This is a genomic window from Sphingomonas sp. GW821-FHT10F11, assembly GCF_058809095.1.
Map to the genome: position 1 here is coordinate 1 of NZ_JBXASH010000005.1, position 23,989 is coordinate 23,989.

General features: G+C 65.5%; 22 protein-coding genes. 5 read left to right on the top strand and 17 right to left on the bottom strand.

Features of this window, described 5'->3' with window-relative positions:
* Nucleotides 1–110: 110 nt before the first annotated feature.
* Nucleotides 111–725 (bottom strand): hypothetical protein, encoded by a 615-nt coding sequence (locus AC1RT8_RS15380; RefSeq protein ID WP_493076536.1) that lies wholly within the window; start codon nt 723–725, stop codon nt 111–113.
* Nucleotides 726–959: 234 nt separating this feature from the next.
* Between AC1RT8_RS15380 and AC1RT8_RS15385 the strand changes: the two genes are divergently transcribed.
* Entirely contained in the window at nt 960–2,309 is a 1,350-nt protein-coding gene (locus AC1RT8_RS15385; RefSeq protein WP_493076537.1) for an alpha/beta hydrolase, read from the top strand.
* Entirely contained in the window at nt 2,309–3,244 is a 936-nt protein-coding gene (locus tag AC1RT8_RS15390; protein ID WP_493076538.1) for an amidohydrolase family protein, read from the top strand. The genes AC1RT8_RS15385 and AC1RT8_RS15390 overlap by 1 nt, the downstream gene beginning before the upstream one ends.
* Here the strand turns inward: AC1RT8_RS15390 and AC1RT8_RS15395 are convergent, their stop codons facing one another.
* The 8 genes from AC1RT8_RS15395 to AC1RT8_RS15430 all read right to left on the bottom strand — a co-directional run bounded on the left by AC1RT8_RS15395 (nt 3,245) and on the right by AC1RT8_RS15430 (nt 12,392).
* Nucleotides 3,245–4,144, bottom strand: a complete 900-nt coding sequence (locus AC1RT8_RS15395) for a substrate-binding domain-containing protein (RefSeq protein WP_493076539.1) — start codon at nt 4,142–4,144, stop codon at nt 3,245–3,247.
* 37 nt (nt 4,145–4,181) lie between these two features.
* Nucleotides 4,182–5,729: an acetolactate synthase large subunit gene (locus AC1RT8_RS15400; RefSeq protein WP_493076540.1), complete on the bottom strand. Its 1,548-nt coding sequence runs from the start codon at nt 5,727–5,729 to the stop codon at nt 4,182–4,184.
* A 143-nt stretch (nt 5,730–5,872) separates the two neighbouring features.
* On the bottom strand, nt 5,873–6,730 hold the full coding sequence (locus AC1RT8_RS15405) for an HpcH/HpaI aldolase family protein (RefSeq protein ID WP_493076541.1): 858 nt from the start codon (nt 6,728–6,730) through the stop codon (nt 5,873–5,875).
* Between the two features lie 44 nt (nt 6,731–6,774).
* Nucleotides 6,775–7,755, bottom strand: a complete 981-nt coding sequence (locus tag AC1RT8_RS15410; protein ID WP_493076542.1) for a DODA-type extradiol aromatic ring-opening family dioxygenase — start codon at nt 7,753–7,755, stop codon at nt 6,775–6,777.
* Nucleotides 7,756–7,875: 120 nt separating this feature from the next.
* Nucleotides 7,876–9,180 (bottom strand): MFS transporter, encoded by a 1,305-nt coding sequence (locus tag AC1RT8_RS15415; RefSeq protein ID WP_493076543.1) that lies wholly within the window; start codon nt 9,178–9,180, stop codon nt 7,876–7,878.
* A gap of 63 nt (nt 9,181–9,243) precedes the next feature.
* Nucleotides 9,244–10,098, bottom strand: coding sequence for an amidohydrolase family protein (locus AC1RT8_RS15420; protein ID WP_493076544.1), 855 nt, complete (start codon nt 10,096–10,098; stop codon nt 9,244–9,246).
* Nucleotides 10,099–10,245: 147 nt separating this feature from the next.
* Nucleotides 10,246–11,271 carry an amidohydrolase family protein gene (locus tag AC1RT8_RS15425; RefSeq protein ID WP_493076825.1) on the bottom strand — a complete coding sequence of 342 codons (1,026 nt, stop codon included), beginning with the start codon at nt 11,269–11,271 and terminating at the stop codon, nt 10,246–10,248.
* A gap of 146 nt (nt 11,272–11,417) precedes the next feature.
* Nucleotides 11,418–12,392 (bottom strand): ABC transporter substrate-binding protein, encoded by a 975-nt coding sequence (locus tag AC1RT8_RS15430; RefSeq protein WP_493076545.1) that lies wholly within the window; start codon nt 12,390–12,392, stop codon nt 11,418–11,420.
* 595 nt (nt 12,393–12,987) lie between these two features.
* Here AC1RT8_RS15430 and AC1RT8_RS15435 point away from each other — a divergent pair.
* The 3 genes from AC1RT8_RS15435 (at nt 12,988) to AC1RT8_RS15445 (ending at nt 15,524) form a co-directional block, all read left to right on the top strand.
* Nucleotides 12,988–14,226 carry a LysR family transcriptional regulator gene (locus AC1RT8_RS15435; protein ID WP_493076546.1) on the top strand — a complete coding sequence of 413 codons (1,239 nt, stop codon included), beginning with the start codon at nt 12,988–12,990 and terminating at the stop codon, nt 14,224–14,226.
* Nucleotides 14,227–14,346: 120 nt separating this feature from the next.
* The gene (locus tag AC1RT8_RS15440; protein WP_493076547.1) at nt 14,347–14,811 is read left to right on the top strand and encodes a c-type cytochrome; all 465 of its coding nucleotides are present in this window, start codon (nt 14,347–14,349) and stop codon (nt 14,809–14,811) included.
* Nucleotides 14,808–15,524, top strand: a complete 717-nt coding sequence (locus AC1RT8_RS15445; RefSeq protein WP_493076548.1) for a cytochrome b/b6 domain-containing protein — start codon at nt 14,808–14,810, stop codon at nt 15,522–15,524. Before AC1RT8_RS15440 ends, AC1RT8_RS15445 begins: the two co-directional genes overlap by 4 nt.
* 438 nt (nt 15,525–15,962) lie before the next feature.
* Here the strand turns inward: AC1RT8_RS15445 and AC1RT8_RS15450 are convergent, their stop codons facing one another.
* The 8 genes from AC1RT8_RS15450 to AC1RT8_RS15485 form a co-directional block, all read right to left on the bottom strand.
* A complete protein-coding gene (locus AC1RT8_RS15450) occupies nt 15,963–16,370 on the bottom strand; it encodes a hypothetical protein (RefSeq protein ID WP_493076549.1) in 408 nt (135 codons plus the stop codon).
* 58 nt (nt 16,371–16,428) lie between these two features.
* On the bottom strand, nt 16,429–17,364 hold the full coding sequence (virB11, locus tag AC1RT8_RS15455) for a P-type DNA transfer ATPase VirB11 (RefSeq protein WP_493076826.1): 936 nt from the start codon (nt 17,362–17,364) through the stop codon (nt 16,429–16,431).
* A 62-nt stretch (nt 17,365–17,426) separates the two neighbouring features.
* Nucleotides 17,427–18,548 (bottom strand): TrbI/VirB10 family protein, encoded by a 1,122-nt coding sequence (locus AC1RT8_RS15460; RefSeq protein ID WP_493076550.1) that lies wholly within the window; start codon nt 18,546–18,548, stop codon nt 17,427–17,429.
* Complete coding sequence (locus AC1RT8_RS15465) at nt 18,548–19,243, bottom strand: TrbG/VirB9 family P-type conjugative transfer protein (RefSeq protein WP_493076551.1); 696 nt, start codon at nt 19,241–19,243, stop codon at nt 18,548–18,550. Before AC1RT8_RS15465 ends, AC1RT8_RS15460 begins: the two co-directional genes overlap by 1 nt.
* Complete coding sequence (locus AC1RT8_RS15470) at nt 19,240–20,091, bottom strand: VirB8 family type IV secretion system protein (protein WP_493076552.1); 852 nt, start codon at nt 20,089–20,091, stop codon at nt 19,240–19,242. Before AC1RT8_RS15470 ends, AC1RT8_RS15465 begins: the two co-directional genes overlap by 4 nt.
* The gene (locus AC1RT8_RS15475; protein WP_493076553.1) at nt 20,088–21,353 is read right to left on the bottom strand and encodes a type IV secretion system protein; all 1,266 of its coding nucleotides are present in this window, start codon (nt 21,351–21,353) and stop codon (nt 20,088–20,090) included. The genes AC1RT8_RS15470 and AC1RT8_RS15475 overlap by 4 nt, the downstream gene beginning before the upstream one ends.
* Nucleotides 21,353–23,725, bottom strand: coding sequence for a VirB4 family type IV secretion/conjugal transfer ATPase (locus AC1RT8_RS15480; protein WP_493076554.1), 2,373 nt, complete (start codon nt 23,723–23,725; stop codon nt 21,353–21,355). Before AC1RT8_RS15480 ends, AC1RT8_RS15475 begins: the two co-directional genes overlap by 1 nt.
* The gene (locus tag AC1RT8_RS15485) at nt 23,704–23,988 is read right to left on the bottom strand and encodes a VirB3 family type IV secretion system protein (protein ID WP_372855443.1); all 285 of its coding nucleotides are present in this window, start codon (nt 23,986–23,988) and stop codon (nt 23,704–23,706) included. Before AC1RT8_RS15485 ends, AC1RT8_RS15480 begins: the two co-directional genes overlap by 22 nt.
* Nucleotide 23,989: the final 1 nt, after the last annotated feature.

Here is a 23,989-nt window from a genome sequence, read left to right on the forward strand (position 1 = left end):
ACCACATCGCAGTCTAAAACACCACACACCCATCAGCCGCCTCGGCCTAACCGAGAACAACCTGTTGAGGCTCCACACCTAGGGACGCGCGGCCGGCTTATTTCCCTGGCTCATTTCAAGGTGAAATTCATCGTGCCGCCGAACCAGCGCGGGCCCGCCGCTTCCGGTTCTATATCGCCGCGCTTGGCGCGGGCGAACACGGTCAGCCCCACCATCGTGTCGAGCGCGGCGCATCCGGTATCGGACACCACCACCTGCGTGGCGCGCCCGCCCGGGGCCACCCGTACGGCGAACCGGACCTCGATATCGAACGACTTGTCGGTCTGGCCCGCAAGCCTGCATTGGCCTTTCTTCAGCAGTTCCTCCACCGAGAGAACGAGCTGCACATAAGGGAGGCGGCCGCGCAGATTGAGGGTGGGCAGCTTCTCCCAATTCGCCGTGCCTGTCGAGATGACCTGATCGGAAGCCGGCTTGTCGAACTGTAGCGCCGTCTCGGACGAATAATCGTCCTGGACGCGCCGCTCGAAGCTCGATCCGCTCCAGGAGGCTTGGGTTTTGCAAAGGGTGCGATATCTAAGCATGGAGCCGGTCTCGATCGACTTGCGGCAGACCACCTTTTCGGGATTGTCACGCCAGGTTTTGGCTCGCCCCTCGGCCTGGGGTGACGAGGACGCCATGGCAAGACCGGCAAAAGCCACAACGATTGCAAACACCTGAACCTCCACCCGATACCGGCAAGCCCGTTCGATAAAACGAACAAGAGCATGATTGGGAACCGTTGCACATTCCGGCCCGTCCGGTCTTGCGGAATTTCACTGGTGGGAAATCGCGGCTTCCGCCGATGACCCAACGAGAAACCAGGGGCGGCAAGTTCCGATAGGGCGCACCTTGCAATTTATGGCGCCGCCCGGCGCCCGATGGTCCAAAACCCGGCATTCTCCGACGAAGGGTTCGAGATGATGAAGCTTCGCATTGCAGCTTTTCTGCTGGCGCTCTCCGCCTGCGCGGCACCGCTGGCGGCGAACCAGGCCGCGCCCGGCAAGCCGCAGGATGCCGGGCGGAGCGAAGGCTTCCGAACCCGCTATGTCAGCCTTCCCTCCCGCGACAGCGAGGGGCTGCTCTACGAACCCGCCAATCCCGGGCCGAAGAGCCGCATCGCGCTGATCTATTCACATCCCAACGGCAACAGCTTCACCGAACCGCTGGGGCAGCAGATGTCGAGCCGCGGGTACCGGGTGCTGATGGTCAATTACCATGGCAGCGGCGACGACAGCGACGACGCCTATGCGCCCGGCATCTCCCAGGCGATCCGGTATCTGCACGGCCTGCCAGGCGTCGATCGGGTCGTGATCGTCGGGCACAGCGGCGGCGGGCATCTCGCCGCCTTCTACCAGAGCATCGCCGAGCGCGGGCCCGACGCCTGCCTGGGCGCCGACAAGATCTATCCGTGCCGCCGCGCGATGGTCACCGGCCTGGCCCGAGCCGACGGCATCATATTGCTCGACCCGACCCTGGGTGCCGCGCACCAGATGACCTCGATCGACCCTGCGGTGACCGCCACCGGTCGAGACTCGGCGCTCGACATGTTCGCGCCCGCCAACGGCTATGATCCGGTCGCAAAGAGCGCGCATTATTCGATCGCCTTCCAGAAGAGGTTCCACGCGGCACAGGCCGCCCGAAGCGCCGGTCTTGTCACGGCCGCGCTCGACCGGCTTCACGCCGTCGAGCAGGGCAAGGGTCAGTTTTCCGACGACGAGCCGCTCGTCATTCCGGGCATCGGCGTGACGTCGAGCGGCGCCCGGCTCTACCAGCCGGACACCAGCCTGCTCGCGCGGACGCGGAAACCGCATCTTTTGCTGCGCGCCGACGGCACCGACGCGGAGACGATCATTCCCTCCGTCCGCCCGGTGACCGGCCAGCAGGCACCCGGCGCGCTCCGCTCGCTCGAGGTGATGGGCCGCGTGACCACGGTGCGGAAATTCCTCGCCTCCACCGCGATCCGCACCACATCCGATTTCGCGATCACCGCCGACGACATCACCGGCGTGGACTGGGTATCCGCCTTCACATCGACGCCCGGCAATGCCCCAGGGATCACCGTCCCGGCGCTGGTGCTGTCGATGAGCTGCCATTATCTGATCGTGCCCGACGAGATCATCTTCGATCGTTTCGGCTCGCACGACAAGAGTTTTGCGGCGGTAGAGGGCGCCACCCACCTCTTCACCCCCTGCCGCCCGGAATATGGCGACACAGTGAAGCGCACCTTCGACTTCGTCGATGGCTGGCTGTCGAAACCCGGCCGTTTCTGATGCGCCCGCATCTCCCGCTCATCGCCCTGGCCATCGTTCTGGGCGGAAGCGCGCCCGGCAGGAACGTCCGCTATATCGACGCGCATTCGCATCTGCTCGACGGCATGAAACCCGACGCGGAGATCGCCCTGTTCCGCGAACAGGGCCTTGCCGGGGTCGCGATCATGCACCCCGATATCCCGACACTGGAGGCGGTGGCCCGGGCCAATCCCGGCTATGTCATGCCGTTCGTCAGCCTGGCGCGGCTCCCGGAAATGCCCGGGCTTCGCCCATCGGCGGGCACGGCCGACACGATGGCGGCGCTGGCGGATGGCGGCGCGGTGTGCGGCTTCGGGGAAATCCCGACTCGGATCGTGCCGCGCAGCGAACCGACCGACGACCTGTCGTTGCTCAACCCGGACCGGATGAATATCTATGCCGCGGCGAACGCGCGCGGCCTGCCCGTCTCGATGCATGTCGATATCGCGAGCCCCGCGGTCGAGGCCTCGATCGATCGCATCGCGCGCGCCTTCCCCCAGGCGACGATCATCCTCGCCCATAGTGGCTGGAGCGCCGCGCCCGAGGTGATCGGGCGCCTGATGACGGCCCATGCCAATGTTTATGGCGATCTGTCGGTCAGGCTCGATCCGGCGGAAGGGCTGCCGCCCGATCTGGTCGCGCCCGGAAGCCTGCCGCCCGGGGCCGTTTCCGTGATCTCGATCCTCCGGCCGGACGGGTCGATCCAGCCGGCATGGCGGCGCGCGATCGAAGGCTTCCCCGATCGCTTCCTGTTCGCGATGGACATCACCGGCGACCAACGCCCGAAATATATCGGCACGCTGCTCGCCGGCGCGCGCAAGGCGTTCGGCGCGCTTCCCCGCTCGACCGAAGAAGCGATCGCCCATGGCAATTTCGAGCGCATCGTGCGCGGCTGCAAGGCCGGCGCGAAACCCTGATCAGGCGACCAGCGCCGCCGTGGCCTCGTCGAACAGTTCGTCGACCGACATCTTGTGCGGAATGATCTTCTGGTCGAACGACCAGTCGATCGCCAACTGCAGTCCCTTGCGATTGGCCTCGAGGCCGATCGGGGGAAAGGGATCGGGCACGCCGCCCTCGGTCAGTCCGCGACTCTCGACCAGCATGCGGAAGATCTCCCGCACCACGTCCGGCCGGTTCCTCGAGATATCCTCATGCACCACGAACATGTGGTTGATCGGAACCACGCCCTCGCGCGCATACCAGTCCCTGGCCGCCTCGTGCGGGTTGGGGACGAGGCGCTGGACTCGGGGATCCTTGGGCATGTCGACGCCGAGCAGCGCCGCCGCGAGTTCCCCGTCGAGCATCATGTCGGGGATCGACGATCCCTTGGGCAGGCGCTCGCAGTTCGACGGATCGCTATATTCGGCGAGATGCCCTTCGCCCAGGGTGCACCAGGTCACCTTGTCGAGGTCGACGCCATATTCGTGCCGCAGGATCCCGCGGATCCACAGGCCCGTGGTCTGCGCATAGGTGCGCACGCCGACTCGCTTGCCCTCGATATCCTTCGGGTCGAGATGCCCCAGCTCCCTGTTGAAGCCGGCGCAATGATGCTGGAAGCGGCCCGAGACCGGGATCGGCAGCAGCACGAACGGCTTGCCATAGGCCTTGGCCTGAAGGCAGGTGACGATCGCCAGCTCGCCGGCGTCGAACGCATTCTCCCGGATCATCGCCTTGAAGCCGTTATGCGCCGCCTCCGGCCCGCAATAATCGAGCGTCACGATGTCCGATGTCACGCGGCCATCCTTCATGGCCATCGTCACCGGATAGTCGGCGAGGTTCGTTCGCAGAGTCATCACCGCGGTCGCACTGTCCGTCATTGCCCTACCCCATGTTCGTCGAAAGAAATTTGCCGGCTCATGCGAGCAGGACCTCGATCAGCATCGGGCCGGGCTCCCGGACCGAATTGACCATCGTCTTGTGGAAATCCTCCGCGGTCGTGACCCGAACCGAGGGCACGCCCATGCTCGTGCCCATCGCGACCCAGTCGATCCGCGGCTTGTCGATATCGATCATCGCCAGCGCCTGCGGCCCCGGCGCGCCGAAGCCCATGTTCGCAAACTCGGTCTTGAGGATCTGGTAGGAGTGGTTGGCGAAGATGATCGTGGTGACGTTCAGGCTCTCGCGCGCCTGGGTCCATAGCGACTGGATCGTGTACATCGCGCTGCCGTCACCGACCATGCAGAACACCCGGCGATCGGGGCAGGCAAGCGCCGCGCCGGTCGCGACCGGCGTGCCGTAACCGATCGAGCCACCCATATTCTGGATCGTGTCGTGCGGCAGGGCGCCGGCCGTCAGCCCCATGGATTCGCGCCCGGTGGTCAGCGATTCGTCGACCAGGATGCAATGCTCCGGCATCGCCGCCGACAGTGCGTGCGCAATGCTGACGGGATTGAGCGCCCCGGTCGGCACGCCCTGTTCGGAACGCGGCTGCAGCACGGGTGCGATACCGCCCGCGCCGAGCGCCTCGACTAGCATCTCCAGGCCGGCGACGCTGTCCTCGTCCTTCTCGACGAGGCCATGGACCTGGCAATCCTCGGGCTTCAACAGGCTCGGCGAATCGGGATAGCTGAAAAAGGCGATCGGCTCGCCGGTCTCGACCGTCACGATATGCTTGAAGGCGCTGAGGAACTTCAGCGCCTGCGGCACCGCATAGGGAATTCGCTCCAACGACACGCGGCCGGCACCGCGCTCGATCCGCGCGCTGAAGAACTGGGTCGCGATCCGGCATCCGGTCGCGGCGGCCAGCTTGCCCGCAAGTTCGAGCGCCCTGCCGCGCATCGACTTGCCGCCGAATATGATCAGGGTCGGCTCGCCCGAGCGCAGCACCTTGGCGACATGGTCGATCCGGGTCGCGCCGGGGGTACGCTTCTCGGTACCGATCCGTGGCAACCGCGGCGGTTCCCCGGCCTCGCCCCAACTCGTATTGCCCGGCAGGATCAGCGTGGCGATCTGCCCGGGATGCTCACGTGCCCTGGCGACCGCCGCGGCCGCGTCGGCCGCGATCGAGCGCGAGGAATCGGTACGGCGCACCCAGTTGCTCAGCGGGCGCGCCAGCCCTTCGATGTCGGAGGTCAGCGGCGCATCATATTTGAGATGCGCATCGGCATGCTCGCCGACGATGTTGACGATGCCCGAGCTTGCGCGCTTCGCATTGTGGATGTTGGCCAGGCCGTTGGCGAGGCCGGGGCCGAGATGAAGCAGGGTCGAGGCCGGCTGGTCCTTCATCCGGTACCAGCCATCGGCGGCACCGGTCGCGACACCTTCGAACAGGCACAGGACGCTGCGCATCCGCGGATTCTCGAGCGCCTGCAGGAAATGCATCTCCGAGGTACCGGGATTGGCGAAGCAGATATCGACGCCCTGGTCGACCAGCGTGGTAACCAGGCTTTCAGCTCCGTTCATTTCCGTTCCTCATTGGCTGGCCTCGACCGGCAAGCCGTCTTCCCGCGCACGGCATCTGGTCGCAGGGACCATTTCAGCGGGCGCGCTTCCAATCGGAAAAAGCCGGAGGGCGATAGATTTGCGGCCCCTCGCTCGGCGGGGAATCAATACCCCGCCATCTCCTTCGCCGCGCCGACCACGCCATAGCTGCGCGACGGCGCCGACATCAGGAAACGATACCCCTCGTCGAGCAACCGCTGATGGTTCTTGGCGGTCGTGTGCGGGTTGCCGACCGCAACGTCGTGCTTGTGGCAGATCTCGACGATCTTGCGCATCGCATCAATCACGACCGGATGCTCGTACTGGCGCGCAAAACCGAGCTCCTGGCTCAGGTCGCCTTCGCCGATCAGGATCAGGCCGATGCCCGGTACATTCGTCAGGATTTCGTCGAGATTCTCGATCGCCTGGGTGCTCTCGCACATCAGCCCGACCAGGATCTCGCCCTGCGGCGCCAGCGGCCAGACATCGGCCGCCGCATAATATTCCGGCTGGGTGAGCCCCCAATAGCGCGCCGCATTGGCCGGGCCGTCGCCGCGCACGCCCTTCGGTTCGTACAGCGGCGCATCCTTGGGCCGGGCATAGCGGCAGGACGACACGGCATTACAAGCCTGCTCCACCGTCGCGACATGCGGCCAGACGACGCCGTAGACGCCGCGATCGAGCACCTGCTTGGCGAAGGCCTGGTTCATCTCCACTCCGTTGGACGGGATGCGCGCGATCGGCGTCACCTTGGGGGCGACCGAGCCGGACTCAGCGATCTGCTTGCGGTTGAGCAGATATTGCAGCGCGTCGCCCAGCGCCGAGACGTCGTACGGATTGTGCTCCATCTCGAAGACGATGCCGTCATAGGGCGAATCGCTGAAATCGATCGCACTCTGGCGATCGAGCTTGGCGAAGGCGGAATAGGCGACCTTGCCCGCTTCCCAGGCGCGGATGATGCCGTTCAGGCGGGTCGAGGTCATGCAAGGTTCCTTCGTTCCATTCGTCTAGGCGGGGGCCGGGAAGCTCAGTTCTCCGGGGACCAGTACATGAAGCCCATGCCTTCGCCGGTGCCCGCCTCGGTGCGATAGCAGGGGATGTAGTCGACCAGCGTCATCGTCGCGCCGATCTCCTTCATCGAGACCATCGTCGTCGCATAGAGCTTTATCTCCGACGTCCCCGATTGATAGGACCGGTCGTCGACCGCGGCGAGCGCATCGAAGTCATACTCCTTGAGATAGCCCATGATGCGCCGGTCGAAGGTCTCGTCGCACACGAAGTGCGAGAGGCCGCCCGAGGCGATGATCGCGACGCGCTCCTTGCCCGGCCACGCCTGGATCGCGCGGCAGAGCGCCATGCCGAGATCGATGCAGCGCGGCATCGACGGCTGGGTCGGCGGATAGAAGCAGTTGATGATGATCGGCACATTGGGCGGCGGATCGTCGCTCATCACCTGATGATAGACATAGCCATAGGCATGCGGGACGATCGGCCCCGCCTTGAGCCAGGCATTGTCGGGCCATTTGAACAGATCGGTCAGATCGAAACCGTCCGCCTCGAGAGATTTGATCAGATGGATCGCGAGTGCCGGATAGGCCTTGTGCGTGACCGCATGGTCCGGAGCATAGACCGAGCGCCCCGGCGGGCCGTTATAAATCTCCTCGCCGGTGTAGATCGCCAGCGACGGCATATGATCGATGAAGATCTCCTTCTGATCCTTGCCGAGGATGATCGCGACATCGACATTGGCCGCCTCATAGGCCTCGCGCATCGTGTCGATCGCCGCGAAACACCGCGCCGACCGGGTCGAGCGCTCCTCCAGGGTCAGGAACCGGTCGAAACCCTCGCCCCCGCGCTCGGCCTCGAGTTCGGGATAGGTCCAGGTCCTGTTGCGATACCACAGCGCCGGGTTGTTCCGATCGCGCTCGCCATTGGTGAGCCAGTCCTCCGGCTTCTGGCCGAGCATCCCGCTGTGCGGGATCGCCATGCCGAATACGATCTGGGCCATGTCTTCTTTCCTCTTGGCACGCTCGGCCTGCGCCGAATTTCGTCCTTCTCTAGGATCGCGCCGCGTCGCCAACCAATCCAATCTGGGCCGGAAGCGATTGCAACCGGCTCCTTCCAGGCCTCAGGCCGCGCCCGGCTCCGAGACCTTCGGCGCCCATTTCGGCCGCAGCAATATCCAGGTCGCCAGCGCACCGATGATCAGGAACACGAAGATCACCAGCATCGGCAGGTCATAGCTGCCGCTCACATGCAGCAACCAGCCCGACAGGCTTGCCGCGACGCCGCCGGCAAGGCTGGTCGCCACCTGCTGCACGCCGGTCACCAACCCGACGGCGGGCGCCGGTATCAACGTCAGGCGGCAGAGCGCGAGGTTGTTGGCGGTCGCCAGGCCAAGGAACGACAGCGAGAACACGTTCCAGAACAATGCCATGGTCAGTGAATCCGCATAGGCGCCGAGCAGCACGGTGCAGGCGCCGATAAAGCCGGCGATGACGAAGGCCTTGCGCACGAACACCGGATCGCCGCCGCGCGCGATGATCCGGTCGGCCGCCCAACCCGCGATTACCGCGACGATCGCGATGCCGGCGAAGCTGAAAAAGGTGTAGAGGCCCGATTGCTTGAGCGAGAGACCGCGCTGCTCGACGAGATAGGCCGGCATCCAGGTCATGCAGTAGAAGGTGAAATAGCCGTAACAGAAATTGACGATCATCGCCCCCCAGACCAGCGGGCTGGCCAGGATGCTGGCGAACGTCACGGAGGATGCCTTGCGCCGCACCTCGGCCTTCGCCGCCGCGCCCTTGGGCAGGTCGCTCCTGACCGTGAGCATCCATGGCACGAGCCAGACCAGGCCGGCCGCGCCGGTGAGGATGAACATCATCCGCCAGTCGTAATTGACGATCAGCCAGGCCGCGATCGGCGCCCCGAGTGCCGGGCCGAACTTGTTGCCCATCGCGAAGATGCCGACGGCCAGGCCGTTCTGGCGCTCCTTGAAATTGTTGCGGATCCAGCGATAGCTGGCCGGCATCACCACCGCCTCGGCCGCGCCGACGAGCACGCGCATGAACACCAGCGCGAACATCGTGTTCACCAGTCCGGTAAGGGCCGTGGCAAGGCACCAGAGTATGAAGCAGATCGTGTACGGCGCCTTCACACCGTAGCGGTCGACCACCCAGCCCATCGGAATCTGGACAAGACCGTAGGACCAGAAGAACGCCGAGTTGACCAGGCCGCGGTCGACATTGGTCATCCCGAAATGCCGGACGAAGGATTCGACCGCCAGCGCCGAGGAAATGCTCGTCCGGTCGACGAACGCGATCAGCACCCCGGTCGCGAGCAGGAAAAGCACCACCCAGCGCATCGCCGTGGTCAGCGGCACCGGCCCGGCTTCCGCCAGCGGCGCATCGGCGATGTCGAGGTCTCGCGCCATCCGTCGTTCCTGTTCTGTCGGCCAGCCCGCGCTCTGTCCGAGCCCAGGCCGGCGAAGCATGTGTCAGCCGGCCAGGCTCGGATATAGCGCCTGGGCCGTTCGGGCGAAGATCCAGTCCCGATCGGCTTCCGAAACCGACGACAGCCGATCCTTGGCCGTGGCGAGGATTTCCGCAAGCGCCCCTTCCGAGGTGGGATAGTTGGAACCCCATGCCAGGCGGCTGGCGCCGAACGCCTCGACCAGCCGGGGGAAGAAGGTCTCGGGCGTGGCCGCGCCCTTTTTGACATCGCCCATGATCCGCGGCGTCAGCTTGAGATAGATCGACGGGATCGCCGCCAGATCGAACAGGCTCTGCGCCTTTTCGTAAGGCGGGCCGTCGGTCACGTCGGGCCGGCCGAGATGATCGAGGATAATCGGCACGCCGGGGAAGCGCCTGGCGAGCGCGACCACCTGAGGCAGGCCGATCGGGCCGGTCTGGATACACATCGTCAGCCCCAATTCGCCGCACAGCTCCCAGGCGGGAAAGGCGCGCACATCGTCGAGTTCGCTCGGGTCGAAATCCTTGGTGCTGCCGCCGGTGAACAGGCGCAGGCCCGCAAGCCCGCGGCCCACCCAGTCGCGGATCACCGCGACCGCGTCGGGCTGGAGGATGTCGACCGACCCGACCGCGATGAGCCGGTCCGGGAAACGCGCGCAGGATTCGACGACATAGCTGTTATCGAAACCATAGGTGGTCGAGGAATGGACCACGGCGGCCTTGGCGACCCCCGCTTCGTCCATCGCCGCGATCAGCGTTTCGACCGTGGTCGGGCGCTCCTTCGACCAGTCCGACCGCTTCCCGAACAACGGCGCCGGTGGATAGCGCTCTTCGTCATCGGAGATGATATGCGGATGAATGTCGATGAACGAGGACGACAAAGCCTGCTCCTATCCGGGTCTTCGCGAACGCACGGGTTCGCTGTTGGTCACGCCCCTTGGCTTCACCGAAATCGGCGCGCCGGAACAATCGAAGTTCTGCTGCGAGCCATCACTTTCGAGGCGCGCCGCGCGCCCGAAGCGGGTGGCCTATTTGCCGCGCTGCTTGAGCAGCGCATCGAGCCGCGGATAGACGCGACGGGCATTGCCCTCATAGATCTTGTAGCGATCGTCGTCCGACAGGGCGGCGCACGCATCGACATATTTCCTGGTATCGTCGAAATAGTCGTTGGTGTTCGGGTCCCTGCCCCGCACCGCGCCGATCATCTCCGATCCGAACAGCACGTTGCTGGTCGGCACGACCTTGGTCAGCAGCTCGACCCCCGGATGGTGATAGACGCAGGTGTCGAAGAAGATGTTGTTGAGCAGCTCCTCGAGCGGCCGTTCGGCGATCTCGAGCGACATGCCGCGATACCGCCCCCAGTGATAGGGCACCGCGCCGCCGCCATGCGGAATGACGAGGCGCAGCGTCGGGAAGTCCTTGAACAGGTTCGACTGGAGAATCTGCATGAAGGCGGTCGTGTCGGCATTGATGTAATGCGCGCCGGTGCCGTGGAAGTTCGGGTTGCACGACGCCGCGACGTGGATCATCGCCGGCACGTCGAGATCGACCAGCGCCTCGTAGAGCGGATACCATTCGCGATCGGTCAGCGGCTTGCCGGTCCAGTAGCCGCCGGTCGGGTCCGGGTTGAGATTGCAGCCGACGAAACCGAGTTGCTCGACGCAGCGGCGCAGCTCGGGAATCGAGTTCGCGGGCGGCGCGCCGGGCGACTGCGGAAGCTGGCAGACGGGGACGAAATTGTCCGGATAGAGCGTGACCACGCGGTGGACATTGTCGTTCGACACCTCGGCCCATTCCAGGCTGGTGCGTTCATTGCCGAGATGATGGCTCATCAGGCCAGCGATCGGCGAGAACAGGGTGATGTCGCTCCCACGTTCGCGCTGCAGCTTCAATTGCCCGTTCTCGATGCCCTCACGGATATCGTCGTCGCTGATCCGCGCCTCGGCCAGGCTGGGCGCATTGGCCGGGTCGTTGGCGGCCTCGACCTGCTTTGCCCGCCAGTCGCGAAAGGACTTGGGCACGGTGGTGAAATGCCCGTGGCAATCGATGATCATGTCGTCTCCGTCGATCCTCAGGGTCTGCCGTACGCGTACGGACACCCCCATATCATGACCGGCAGGTCTATGACCCCCGGGCGGGATCCGGGCATTGATAGTGGCGCCCGGCGTATAAGAGTTTGGCGGTCGCGGCGCCGCGCCGCCTACAGCTTCTCGGGGTCAACGAACAATTCGTCCATCGACATGCGCCGCGGCGTCAGCCCCTGCTCGAACGCGGTATTCTCCAGCGCTTCGATCGTCTTGCGATTGGCCTCGATGCCATAGGGCAAGGGATCGTGCCCGACGATCTCGCGCAGCTTGAGGTATTTCTTGTCCGTCGCGGTGGTGGCTTCGCCGGCATCGAGCCGCGCCAGCCATTCGTCCTTGGCGCGCGCAAAGGCGTCGTAGAGCGACCTGGCGACCCAGGGATGCTCGGCCAGCACCGAATCCTTCACCACGATCGTGCCGTGCATCGGGTAGACGCCGGTCCGCGCGAAATAATCGGCCTCGATTTCGGCCGCGTTGGGAAAGAGATCGGGATAGTCGGCCTCGACCGTCTTCCACCCACCCGTGGGAGAGCCGGAACGACCGACGCCCGCGGCGCCGTCGAAACCTGCAGCAAGCTCGCCATCGGCCATCATCTCGGCCAGGGACCGTCCCGCGGGCGCGTGGATCACGTTCGACGGCAGCTTGAGCTGCGTGACATGCTCCTCGTCGTCCACCACCCAGGTCACCTTCGAGCTGTCGAGATCATATTCGTCCATCAGCACCTGGCGCGTCCAAACGCCGGTGGTCACCGAATAGGCGCGCACACCGACCTTCTTGCCCTCCAGATCCTTGGGCGTGCTGATCCCCGCGTCGGGGCGGACGAGCAGCCCCGAATGGTGGAAGCGGCGTACGACGAAGATCGGCAGCGCGACGAAAGGCGCGCCATAGGCGCGGGCGATGATATAGGTCGTCGGCGCCAGTTCGCAGACGTCGAACTCGACGTCGCGGACCATCCGCCGGAATGCGCCGATCTGCGGCTGGACGGTGACGATCTCCGCCTCGACGCCCTCGATCGGGATCGATCCGTCGCGGATCGCCGAGGTATGCGGATGCTCCGCCACCGCGATCTTGAGATGTACTTTACCGGCCAATGTCGCTCTCCTGCGCGAAAGATCGTGGATCAGGAGAATCGCGATGAGCGCGGTTTTCCCCTGCATCCGTCGCCCCCACAAGCGTCCGCCGACCGGCAACCGTCAACAAGCGCGCAGCAAATGTTGGCGTGTGCGACTCATTTCCTATCGCGCCCCGCCAGGCGATCGTCATGGGCCGATGCCGAAGGCGCAACGGCCGCGCATGAGGTGCCGATAACTTTGCCGCATCGCGTCATAAGTTTTCCGTTAAACCTATCCATTGATTTGGCGATATGAGGGATATTGAATCGTCTATCGACGGGCTGATTTATCGAGCGTCGCGATGCGGCATGTCGCCCTGCAAACGGTACCTCACCACCTCGGATTTCTGCTCTGCCTCGGCTCCCTATCGTTCCAATGTTTCATATATTTATTTGATATTTGAGTGTATTAGATGAATATCCTCCCGCAGAGGGGCTGAGGCCATGATGCACGCAACACATTCAACCAGGCGCAGCGCGATGGTGATTGGCAATGCGATACAGGCCCTTCAAAAAGTCAATTCCGATAATGATAATTTTCTGCTATTGCCTCTCTCAGAAGAGGAACAAAAATGATGAACCAGGATCCGGAAAGCCGTGCCGCTTCGATCAGCTTTCGACAGCTCAAGCTCTTCGAAAGCGTAGGTCGCCTGAAGAGCGTCAGGAGAGCGTCGGAGGAGTGCAATCTGTCGCAACCGGCCGTCACCCAGGCGCTGGCAAAGCTCGAGCAACAGATCGGCGCGAGCCTGCTCGATCGCCGGGCGAGCGGCAGCTATCTGAACGAGCTGGGGCTGATCTTCCATCGCCGCACGGCGCGCCTCTTCACTCAGATCGAACAGGCACTGATCGACCTCGGTGTGCCCGGAGGCCCCTCAGCCGCCCCGACCATTTCCAAACGCATTTCCAAATCGCAGGTCCGCAGCCTGATCGCGATCGTCGAGAGCGGATCCTTTGCCCAGGCCGCGCAATCGCTCGGCCTGTCCCAGGCCTCGCTGCAACGCGCGGCGCGCGACCTTGAGGGCAATCTGCGCAAGTCGCTTTATTATCGCACCGCGGCGGGCGTGATGGTCACCCCCGCCGGGATCGAGTTCGGCCGCAAGATCAAGCTCGCCACGCAAGAGATCGAATGGGGCATCAAGGAGATCGAGGCCGCGCGCGGCAGCTTCAACACACAGATCGCGATCGGCGCGATGCCGTTCGGGGGCAGCGTGCTGCTCGCCTCGGTGCTCGATGCCTTCGTGACGGGCCATCCCAGCGCCGATGTGAAGATCGTCAACGAAAGCGCGTCGGAAATGCTCACCAGCCTGCGCGCGGGCGATGTCGATTTCGTGATCGGGCTGCTCCAGGAGGCGAGCGCCGACGATCTCCGCAACGAAGCGCTGGCCAAGACCCCCTACACCGTCGTCGCGCGCCGCGGGCATCCGATCCTGCGCCAGGGCAAGGTGACCATCGATGACCTGCTCAAATATGACTGGGTCGTCGGGACGACGGGCGCGAGCCGCCGTGCCTGCTTCGAGCGGCTGTTCGCGGGCGGCCGCGGCCCCAAGGCCTCGATCGCGACCTGCGCATTGCCGGTCATCCGGCACCTGCTGGCGCGAAGCGATCGCCTCACGCTGATGACCTCCTATGAGCTGATGCACGAGAACGACACGCTCGCGCCGGTGCCGTTCGGGCCGATCGATCCCGCCCCCGCGATCGGGGTCACGATGCGGCCCAACTGGCTGCCGACCCAGTTGCACCTCGATTTCATCGATTTGCTGCGCCGGCATATGACGGACACCGCGATCTTGCCGATCCTGAAAAAGGCCGGCTAGCGGAGCCGCCTGCCGGCGGGCCAATCGCGGATTTTATCGCCCCTGCCTTCGATCTTGGCGGCGCAACGCCTGGGCCGGGGCTATCGTCCTGCTTCCTGTTCAGCCCTTCGGAGGCCGCCCGTGACATTCCAGACCAAGCTTTCCGCCCGCGTGCTGGCCGTCGCGCTTTGCGGTGCGCTATGTGCCTGCAACACGGCGCCGCAGAACGCGGCGGTGAATGCGCGCCAGGCCAGCTTCAAGCGCATCAGCAAGGCGAACAAGGCGATCGGGGAAGAGCTCAAGAAGGACGCGCCATCCGTCGCCGCGATCCAGGGCAATGCCAAGGCCCTGGCCGAACTGGTGCCGGGCATTCCTACCTGGTTCCCGCAGGGCTCCGGCCCGGAGACAGGCGCCGATACCGAGGCCAAGGCCGAGATCTGGCAGCAAAAGGCCGATTTCGACAAGGCGGCGGCACGCCTGGTCACCGCCACCCAGGCCTTGAATGCCGCCGCGGTCGGCGGCGATCTCGCGTTGATCAAGTCGGCCGCCGCCGATATCGGCCCTGCCTGCAAGGGCTGCCATGACAAGTTCCGGGTCAAGAAATGACGGGAAAGCCGACGGTTGAGGAAGCGGCCGTCGAGGATATCCAGCGCGTAAGGCTATGGGACTGGCCGGTCCGGCTGACTCATTGGAGCTTCGCGCTACTGCTCCCCGCCTTGTGGTGGACGTGGAAATATGGCGAGATGCCGACGCACCGGCTGCTCGGCCATGTCACGCTCGGGCTGCTCGTGTTCCGGCTCTATTGGGGGCTGGCCGGCAGCTCAACCGCGCGGTTCCGGTCATTCGTCAAAGGGCCCCGCGCCGTCGCTTTTTATATCAAATCGCTCTTCTCCCCGTCGGAAGAGCAAGTGGTCGGACACAACCCGCTCGGCGGCTGGAGCGTGATCGGCCTGCTCGGCCTGATGATCGCCCAGGTGGCGATCGGCCTGTTCGCCCAGGATGTCGACGGGCTCGAATCCGGCCCGCTCTCGCACCTCGTCTCCTACGAGATCGCCGATGGAGCGCGGTACCTCCATGGCCTGATCTTCAACATCCTGCTCGGCGTCGTCGCGCTGCATCTCGCGGCGATCGTTTTCTATCTGGTGGTCAAGCGCGACAATCTGGTCCAGCCGATGGTCACCGGCTCGAAGACCATGCCCCAGTCCGCCAACCCGCCCGTCTTCGCGTCGGCCGGGCGTGCCGTCGTCGGCGCGGCGCTTGGTGCCGCCGCCGCCTGGTGGACCTGGCTCGGTTGCCCGATCCCCGGACTGACCTCCTGAACGATGAGCTCGCCCTGACGGCGGGTCGATCGATTCAACCACGATCGGAATGCCCGCATTATGCCGGTCGCACGAGTCGCGAAAGCGTGCACGCTCTTTCCCATGACGGCCAAAGCGTCGAGCTTGTCCGTCCCTGTTACGATCCGAACCCGCCCTGTTAACGGCGCGCGCCTGCCCTGTTCCGTGCGAATTTCGCCCTGTTATTCAGGAACAGGGCAAACACTGCACAACATATTGAGAGATATAGACAATATCTCCAACAAAGTTGGAAATAACAGGGCAAGAAAAAATTTTCGCCCTGTTCCGCCCTGATACTGGCCCGGAACAGGGCGTGAATCGCCACTATTTTTTCGCCGCTCGTGGGCAAGCGAGCCTGCGCTCCAGTAGGATTTCACATGGCCTGGAATGTACAGCCAGCAGCTATCGCCGGGCTGGATACTAGCGCCGATGTCCGAAGCTGCTGCTTTCGAACGACACGGTGGCCCCTGCATTTTCGCCAAGGGGAATATCCGCGGTGCCATAGACGCCGCGCGCACCCTGCGATCCGATCATGACGCCGATCTCGCCATGGATACCCGGCTTGGTGATCCCGGAATCCGTCAGTTCACCGCGCGCGGCGGCGGCGCTTTCGACGGTATTGTTGTTCAGTATTGCGTCCCGCTGCTCGTCGGTCAGGCGAATTGTATCGGCGGTCGAGGAAGGCGCGGGCTGCGGCGTCGGTACAGGCACCGCGGCGGGCGCCGGTGCGGATTGCGCGAAGGATGCCATCGGCAAACAGATGGCCCCCGCAACAAGGGCAAGCGCGATCGGGAGGGCGCGAAAACGCAGCGGGGTCAAACGGGTCATGCTTGCCTTATAGACCGGCGATACCCGACCACAACATGAACGGAACGGGCAGCGAGGATCATTGCCCCCGCTGGCGGAGCACCACCTCGGCCACATGCCGCCGCCCGCCCGCCCGGGCAAGCTGGACGAACACATCGACCGTGCTGCGGACATAATGGAGCACATCGTCGCGGTTGAGCCGAGTGCCGGTCTGCAGCACCAGCAACGCGATCTGTTCGACCGCACGTTCGGCGCTGTCGGCATGCACCGTGGTCATCGAACCCGGATGGCCGGTGTTGACCGCGCGCAGGAACGCATAGGCCTCCTCGCCGCGCAGCTCACCCAGGATGATCCGGTCGGGCCGCATGCGCAGCGAGGCGCCCAGCAGGTCGTCGGCACTCACCCGCGCCTCGCCCAGCGCGCTGCGCGCCGCGAGCAGGCCGACGGCATTGTCGTGACGCAGATGAAGCTCGGGCGTGTCCTCGATCAGGATCAGCCGCTCGTCCGCCGGAATCTCGCGGATCAGCGCGTTGAGGAAAGTGGTCTTGCCGGTCGAGGTGCCGCCCGAAACCAGGATGTTCTTGCGCGCCTTCACCGCCCTGGCGAGCATGCCGGCGATGTCGCCGGCATCGAGCATCATCGCCAGCGCACGGTCGATGTCCGTGGTATCTTCCTCGCCGTGCCGCGTTTCGGCAAAGGCGCCACTCGCGACATAATCACTGAGTGCGAGATCGGGCGAGACATGCTTGCGGATCGCAAGCGCAAGCGGACCGCGCGTCGCCGGTGGCCCGACCACCTGCACGCGCGCGCCGTCGGGCAAGGTCGCGGAGAGCAAGGGATGCTCGCGGCTGATGCCCTGGTGCGACAGCGCGGCGATCTGGCGCGCGAGCCGTGACAGCGTCGCCTCGTCGAGCCCCGGCGCCTCGTGCCGCTCGATCGTGCCGCTGGTCGTCTCGACCCAGACCTCGCCCGGGCGGTTGACATAGATGTCGGTCACATCGGGCCGTTCGAGCATACCCGCCAGCGGCGACAGATAGCTGCGCAGATAGACCGGGCGGTCGTCCCGCGCGGGCGCGCTCACCGCTTCGTCTCGACGCCGGTGAAATCCAGGTCGCGCGCGACGAACACGCTGATCGCCGTGCCCTGCCTGACCTTGAGCGTCGGCTGGATCTGCTGCCCTTGGGTCAGCCCGCCCGTCGCATTCTGCAAAGTGCTTGGCAGTGCGACGATCACCGGCGAATTGGAATTGCCGATACGCGAGGCGAGATTGACCCCGACATCGAGCGTCGACTGAAGGATCGCCGAGCCGAAGCGTTCGAAGAAATGGCTGTTGACCCTGCCCTTGATGCCGACGCGCCCGAGCGGGTCGGCGGCGGGCGAACCTAGCGCGATGGTCACGCCGTCCGGACGGACGAGCCGGGTCCACATCACCGTCGCGCGGTTCTGGCCGGGCTGGAGATCGGCGCGATACTCGCCGATCAGCCGGCTGCCGCGCTGGATCAGCACCTTGCTGCCGTCGAAGCCGCGCACGTCACGCTGCACCAGCGCGCGCGCCAGGCCCGGCCGGGTCGAATCGAGCGCCGTCTCCAGCACCGCCGGGATCAGCGTCCCCTGGGGCACCGTGGTGGGGCGGTGGCGCATCACGCTCGCCCGGGCGCGGGTCGCTACCGCGGCGCCCCCGCCGTCAGCGGCTGCGGCACCGGCGCCCGCCGCACCGTCGGCGGCAACCGGCGATCCAGCGATATCGCCCGTCGTCGTATCGATGATCAGCGCCGGATCGCCGGTCGCCCGCGCACGCGCCGGCGGTTCGTTCACGACGGGCTGCTGCGGCATGGGCTGCGGCACATAGATGATCTGCGGCTGCTGAATCCGCTGCGGCGGCGGGGGTGGTAGCGGAGGCGGCGGGGTCTCCACCGCGACCGGCGGCGGTGCCGGCGCGGGCGGGATGAACAGCGGCGCGGGCTGTGGCGAGGCTCCACCGAGATTTTCGGCGAAACCCGGTTTGGTCGGTGGCGCCGTCAGCGCACGCCGCCGCATGTCGAGCACGCTGAACAGGATGATCGCAACAAGACCGAGCCCGATCGCGAACACCCACCACGGCATGCCCGCCGACGGCAACGCAACGACCGGCCGCACGCTGGCTTCACCATCGGGGCCGATCCGGGGATCGCCGCCATTGGCAGGGGGTGCGCTCGCCATCAGCGTTTGGCCTTGGGCTTCACGCGCACAGCGCTCGCCACGTCCTTGTCGAGACGGAACAGCAGCTTCGGCTTGACGCTGTCGATCACATATTGGCCGTCGCGCATATGGCCGTCGACCAGCATCTCCCGCCCCTTCTCGTCGATCGCGAAGATCGCCGGCAGCGGCTTGTCGGCCGGCCAGACGATATAGGTCTTCTCGCCATCGTCATCGATCTGGGACGGGCGGATCGCACGTGTTCCGCCAAGCCTGTAGCGCCCCGGCTCAACGGCAGGCGTCGCATCGGCGACGGTCGCCACCGCCGTCGGCGGATAGGTGAAGCGCACCGTATAGGCCATGTCCGGCAGCGGCCCGTAGAGCGGCGCCAGATCGAACATATAGCTGCGCGCGTCGGTCACCACGGTCAGGTTGGTGGTGACGCCGGGCTGCACCGCCTTGATGAACAGATGGTCGCCGCGCTTGTTGGAGGTGACCTGCCACGCGCCGCTGTCGCCCACCGCGACATTCTCGATGCGCTCGTCGAGCGCGAACTCGACGGTGAGCTGGTATCCGGTCGCGACCTGGAGCTGCACGACCTGGTTGGTGTCATAGAGCACCGTCTGGATACGCGGATCGCCCGGCCCCGGCGCCGGGCGCACCTGTGCCGTGGTCGCCACCGGCATCAGCAGGGCAAGCAGGACCAGCGCGAGCCTCAAAGCTCCACCTCGGGACGCGAGGGCCGGTTCGGCGTCCGCTGCGGCGGCGGGAAAGCGGGCGGCGCGGCGGCGGGCACACCGTTCTGCAGCGGAACCTCGGTGGTGGTCGTGGTCGTGGTGGTCGAGGAATCGATCACAGCAGTGCCCGGCGCCGCAGGCTCGGCCGGCGTCACATCCTCGGCGTCGCGGCGATAGCCGGTCACCTGGAAGCCGAGCGGGTTCACGAACCGGTCCTCGCGGGTCATCGGCTCGCCCGAGAAGCGATAGCGGATCACCGCGACCCAAGACTGGACCGGCAAGGCCCGCCTACCCGCATCCTGGCGCCGCGTGTCGAAGCGGACCAACGCCGAATTGCCGCCCAGCGGCGACACGCTCTTCACCTGTGTGCTGACCACGGTCGAGCGCGGATAGCGGGCGAGCGGGCTGGCCGGATTCGACACCTGAACGCTCGACACATAGTCGGCCTTGGCCGGATCGGCCGACCATAGGGTCGCCTTGCGGTAATTGGACTGGAGCGCCGCAATGTCGAAGCTTTCGCGGGCGATGACATATTGGACGAGGAAGGACTGGGTCAGCGCCTTGTCCGGCGCGATCTTGTTGGCATCGAGCGGCTTCAGCGCCTCGACGAAGCCGGTGTGGCGATCGACCAGCAGGGTATAGGGCTCGACCGTCTTGAGCGGCGTCAGCACGATCAGCGCGATCGCCTCGCACACCGCGATCGTGCCCGCCGCCGCCGCGACGATCCAGGCGGTCCGGCGCGAAGCGCGCAGCAAATCCTGCCGGTCGCTCGCCCAGCTTTCCGCCTCGCGATAATAGGCGTCGAGCGATTCTCGTGAGGTCTTCTTCATGCGTTCCTGTCCCGCCGGGACGCGCCGGCCGATACGCGCCCGCGCGTGCGGCGCCGATAGCTTTGGCCGAGCGGCACCGGTACCGCCACCGGAATATCACGCGACACGGCCTGGGTCGTCCCCTGATAGCTCAGTTGCGCCGGCGGCGGCGGCAACAGCCCCGCCTCGCGCCGCTGGCTGGCCGCGACCGCATCGGCGACCGAATGCGCCCGCGTGCGCGGATCGGCGATCTCATGCTGTTCGGCCCCCGAAAGTGCTGGCTGCGGCGCCCGATCGCGCAAGGTTTCGGCCAGACGCGACGCCGCGACGCGCACCGCTTCCGGCATGCGGAAGCCTTGCGCCACACGTGCGGTGGCGACCAAAGCGGCCAGCAACGTCAACACGAACACCAGGGTCAGCGCCAGCAACTCGGTCGGCACGGATGGCGTAGGAATATTCTGGCGACGCAATTCGAGGATCTGGATCAGCCAGGGTTCCATCAGCGCCAATTGGACGCCGAGCACGATCGAGGTCGACAATGCTCCCAGCGCCGCCCCAGCGATCCCGCGCACCCATCCCTCGAACAGGCCCCGCGTCGTGTCGAACAGCAGGAACAGCGCAAACAACGGCCCAAGCGCGAGCAAGAGCCCGGCAACCACACGCACCGAAGAGAAGGACGCGATCGCCCCGGTCAGATACAGGGTGCGCGACTGGCTGAGCATCGTCGCATCACGCGTCGGGTCCCAGCGCGGCTTCTGCTGAAGCTGCTGCAGCTTTTGATATTGCTGCTGCTGTTGTTGCGGCGTCAACGGCTGGGTCGGTCCGACGATCTCTTCGGCGTCCACCGGCTTGCCCGTACCGATCCGCTGCAGCTCGGCGAGGCCATTGTCGACACCCTGCAACCGCCCGACCAGGCCGCCATCCGATCCGGGCAGTCCCGCCGAACCGCCAATGCTCGCCGCCAGCTCGGCCGGACCGTGCATCGCAACATTATAGGCCAGCGTGCGGAAGGCGGGCCAGCTCGTCGCCAGCGCCAGCACGACACCGATCTTGACCAAAGCCATCACGCCCTCGCGCGTGCCCGGTGTTTGACCCAGGATCATGCGATAGCCGAACAGGGCGACAAAGATCGTCAGCAGCCCGGTCAACAACACCGCGACGATCGATCCCGGCGCGGTCAGCGCCTGATAGCCGCCCTGCCCGATCGCCTGGGCCTGGCAGTCGACATAACCCAGCACGCCGCTGAGAAACGCGCCGCCGGGTGAGATCGACGGGCATGCCATCAGGCACGCTCCAGCAGGCGCGGGATCCAGCTCTGGGGATCGTCGCCGCTCTCGGCGCGGATCTCGTCGAGCAGCCGCACGGTGCGTTCGCGCCCCGACAGGATCGTCAGGATGTCGCGCTCGCCCGACAGGTTGAGCCGCGCCACCACACTGTCGGTGCCGTGCTTGATCAGGAAGCAATGCGCATCGTCGGGCAAGGTCCGCACGATCTCATATTCATGCGGCGTCAGGCCGAAGCCGTCGACATAGTCCGCCGCCCGCGCCTTCGGATTGGTCATGAAGATCTGCGTCGCGGCCTGCTCGATGATCGCACTGGCGATCTTGCTCTCCAGCGCATCCTGCGCGCTCTGGGTCGCGAAACCGACGATGCCATTGCGTTTCCGGATCGTCTTCTCCCAATCCTTGATGCGGCGCACGAACACCTCGTCGTCCAGCGCCTTCCATCCCTCGTCGACGACGATGATCGCCGCCGTGCCGTCGAGCCGTTCCTCAACACGGTGGAACAGGTACATCATCGCGGGCGTGCGTACCGCCGGATCGTCGAGGATCGCGGTCATGTCGAAGCCGACCGCTTCGGCGGAAAGGTCCGTCAGGTCCTCCTCATTGTCGAACAGCCAGGCGCGCTCGCCCTCGCCCCACCATGGCCGCAGTCGCGCCCAGAGATCGGCGGCATGCGGACGGTGGCCGCCGCGAAACAGTTCGGCGAAATGGCGCAGCCGGCGATGCTCGCGCGGCTGGGCGAAGTTCGCGTCGACCGCGTCCTTGATCTTCGCCACCTCGTCGATGTCGGCGCCGCCCGCGAGCTGCGTAACCCAGTCGATCAGGAACTGGCGGTTCCCCGGATTGTCCTCGATCTGAAGCGGGTTGAGGCCCGATGCCTCGCCCGGCCTGAGCAGATCGTAGCGCCCGCCGATCGCGCGGATGAACAGCTCCGCCCCGCGATCCTTGTCGAAGAAGATCACTCGCGGATGGAACTTGCGTGCCTGGGCGAGCAGGAAGTTGAGCACCACCGTCTTGCCCGAGCCCGACGGCCCGATCACGGTAAAATTGCCCAGGTCGCCCTGGTGGAAGTTGAAATAATAGGGCCCGGCCGCCGTCGTCTCGAGCAGCGTCACCGCATCGCCCCAGTGATTGCCCTCGGCCCGCCCGAGTGGGAAATTATGGCTGCTGGCGAAACCCGCGAAATTGCCGGTCGAGATCAGTCCGCGCCGTGCGATATATTTGAAGTTGCCCGGAAACTGGGCCCAGAAGGCGGGCTCCAGCGCAATTTCCTCGCGCACCGCGATGATGCCGAGATCGGCGAGCGACGCCTGCACCTCGGCCACGCCGGCATCGACCGCGGCAGGCGTATCGCCGCGCACCGCGATCGTCATATGATGCTCGCCGAAGCCGGCACGTCCGGCCGCGACCTCGTCCTTCGCGCTGGAAAGCTCGCCGCGCAGGCTCACTGCCTCGTCCTCGGCCGACCGCATCCGCCGCAGTGCAAGGTTCATCTTGCCGAGCGCCGCCTGTCGATCGACGAAGCCGAAGGACTGCGACACGGTCAGCTCGAACGGCAGCCGCAGCAATTCGTCGAGCATGCCCGGCGCAGTCTGCGCCGGATAATCCTTGATCGAGACCATGCCGACAAAGCCCCGCGCGGTATTGCCCGCCGGGCCAAGCTCGACCGTCTCCTCGCCAAAGCTGACACGGCGATAGGGTATGTAGCTGCCGGCATCCTGCATCGGCATCAGCACCGGCCGCATCTCGCCATTGTAGAGCGCCGACAGGAATTCGAGCGGCTCCGAGCACACACCCTGCTTCGTCTCGTACACGCCCAGCAGCCGCGGCGCATAGCTGCCGAGCTGCGCCAGCAATGCGTCACGCGCGCCGTCGAGCTGGCGCAGTTCGTTGGCCGACACGGCCTCCGACGTCGTCGTCGCCCGCCCGAACACGCCGCGCACCCGATCGGCGATCCCCACACGGCCCTGCAGCGGCCGGCGGATCAAGGTCAGGAACAGGTCGTTGACGTAAAGCTGCTTGCCCGCCAGCCGCGCCCGCCATGCCGCATCCAGTTGCCCCGAGAATTCATCCGGGAACTTGGCCGGCAGCTCCACCTCAGCCTGACGGCGGATGACATGGTGGTAGAGCGCGAAGCGCGACGATCCGATCGCCTGCAGCATCGCATCGCGCAGCACCTTGCGATAATTGATCTCGTCGGTGTCGGCGGTCTCGAAAAGCAGCCCGCGCAGATGGATGAACTGCATGAGCAGCCCGTCGCGCGTCTCGATCGTGTGATCGTCGACGTGCCGCGCATAAGGAAGATGGGACCCCGCGAACTTCTCGCGGGCGACCGCCCGCCGGTCGGATGTCAGGGGCGGTAGGAGTTGCATCGCCAGATCTTATGGTTGCGCACGCGCGGACAGCGACCGAGGCGCGTCAGCCACAAGTCGAAGATGCGGGGCTCCCGCACGCACATCACGACGCCGATCAAATGAACGATCAGCGCGACGCCCAGCACCCAGAAGGCGTGGAAGATCAGGAACAGTTCGGTCGCGATGACCGCGTTGAACACGAAATAGCTATAGGTGACCCCGGCGAACATCTGCGGCCGGGTGAGCGCGACGAACAGCGGGTCCCGCTCCAGCCCGTTCATG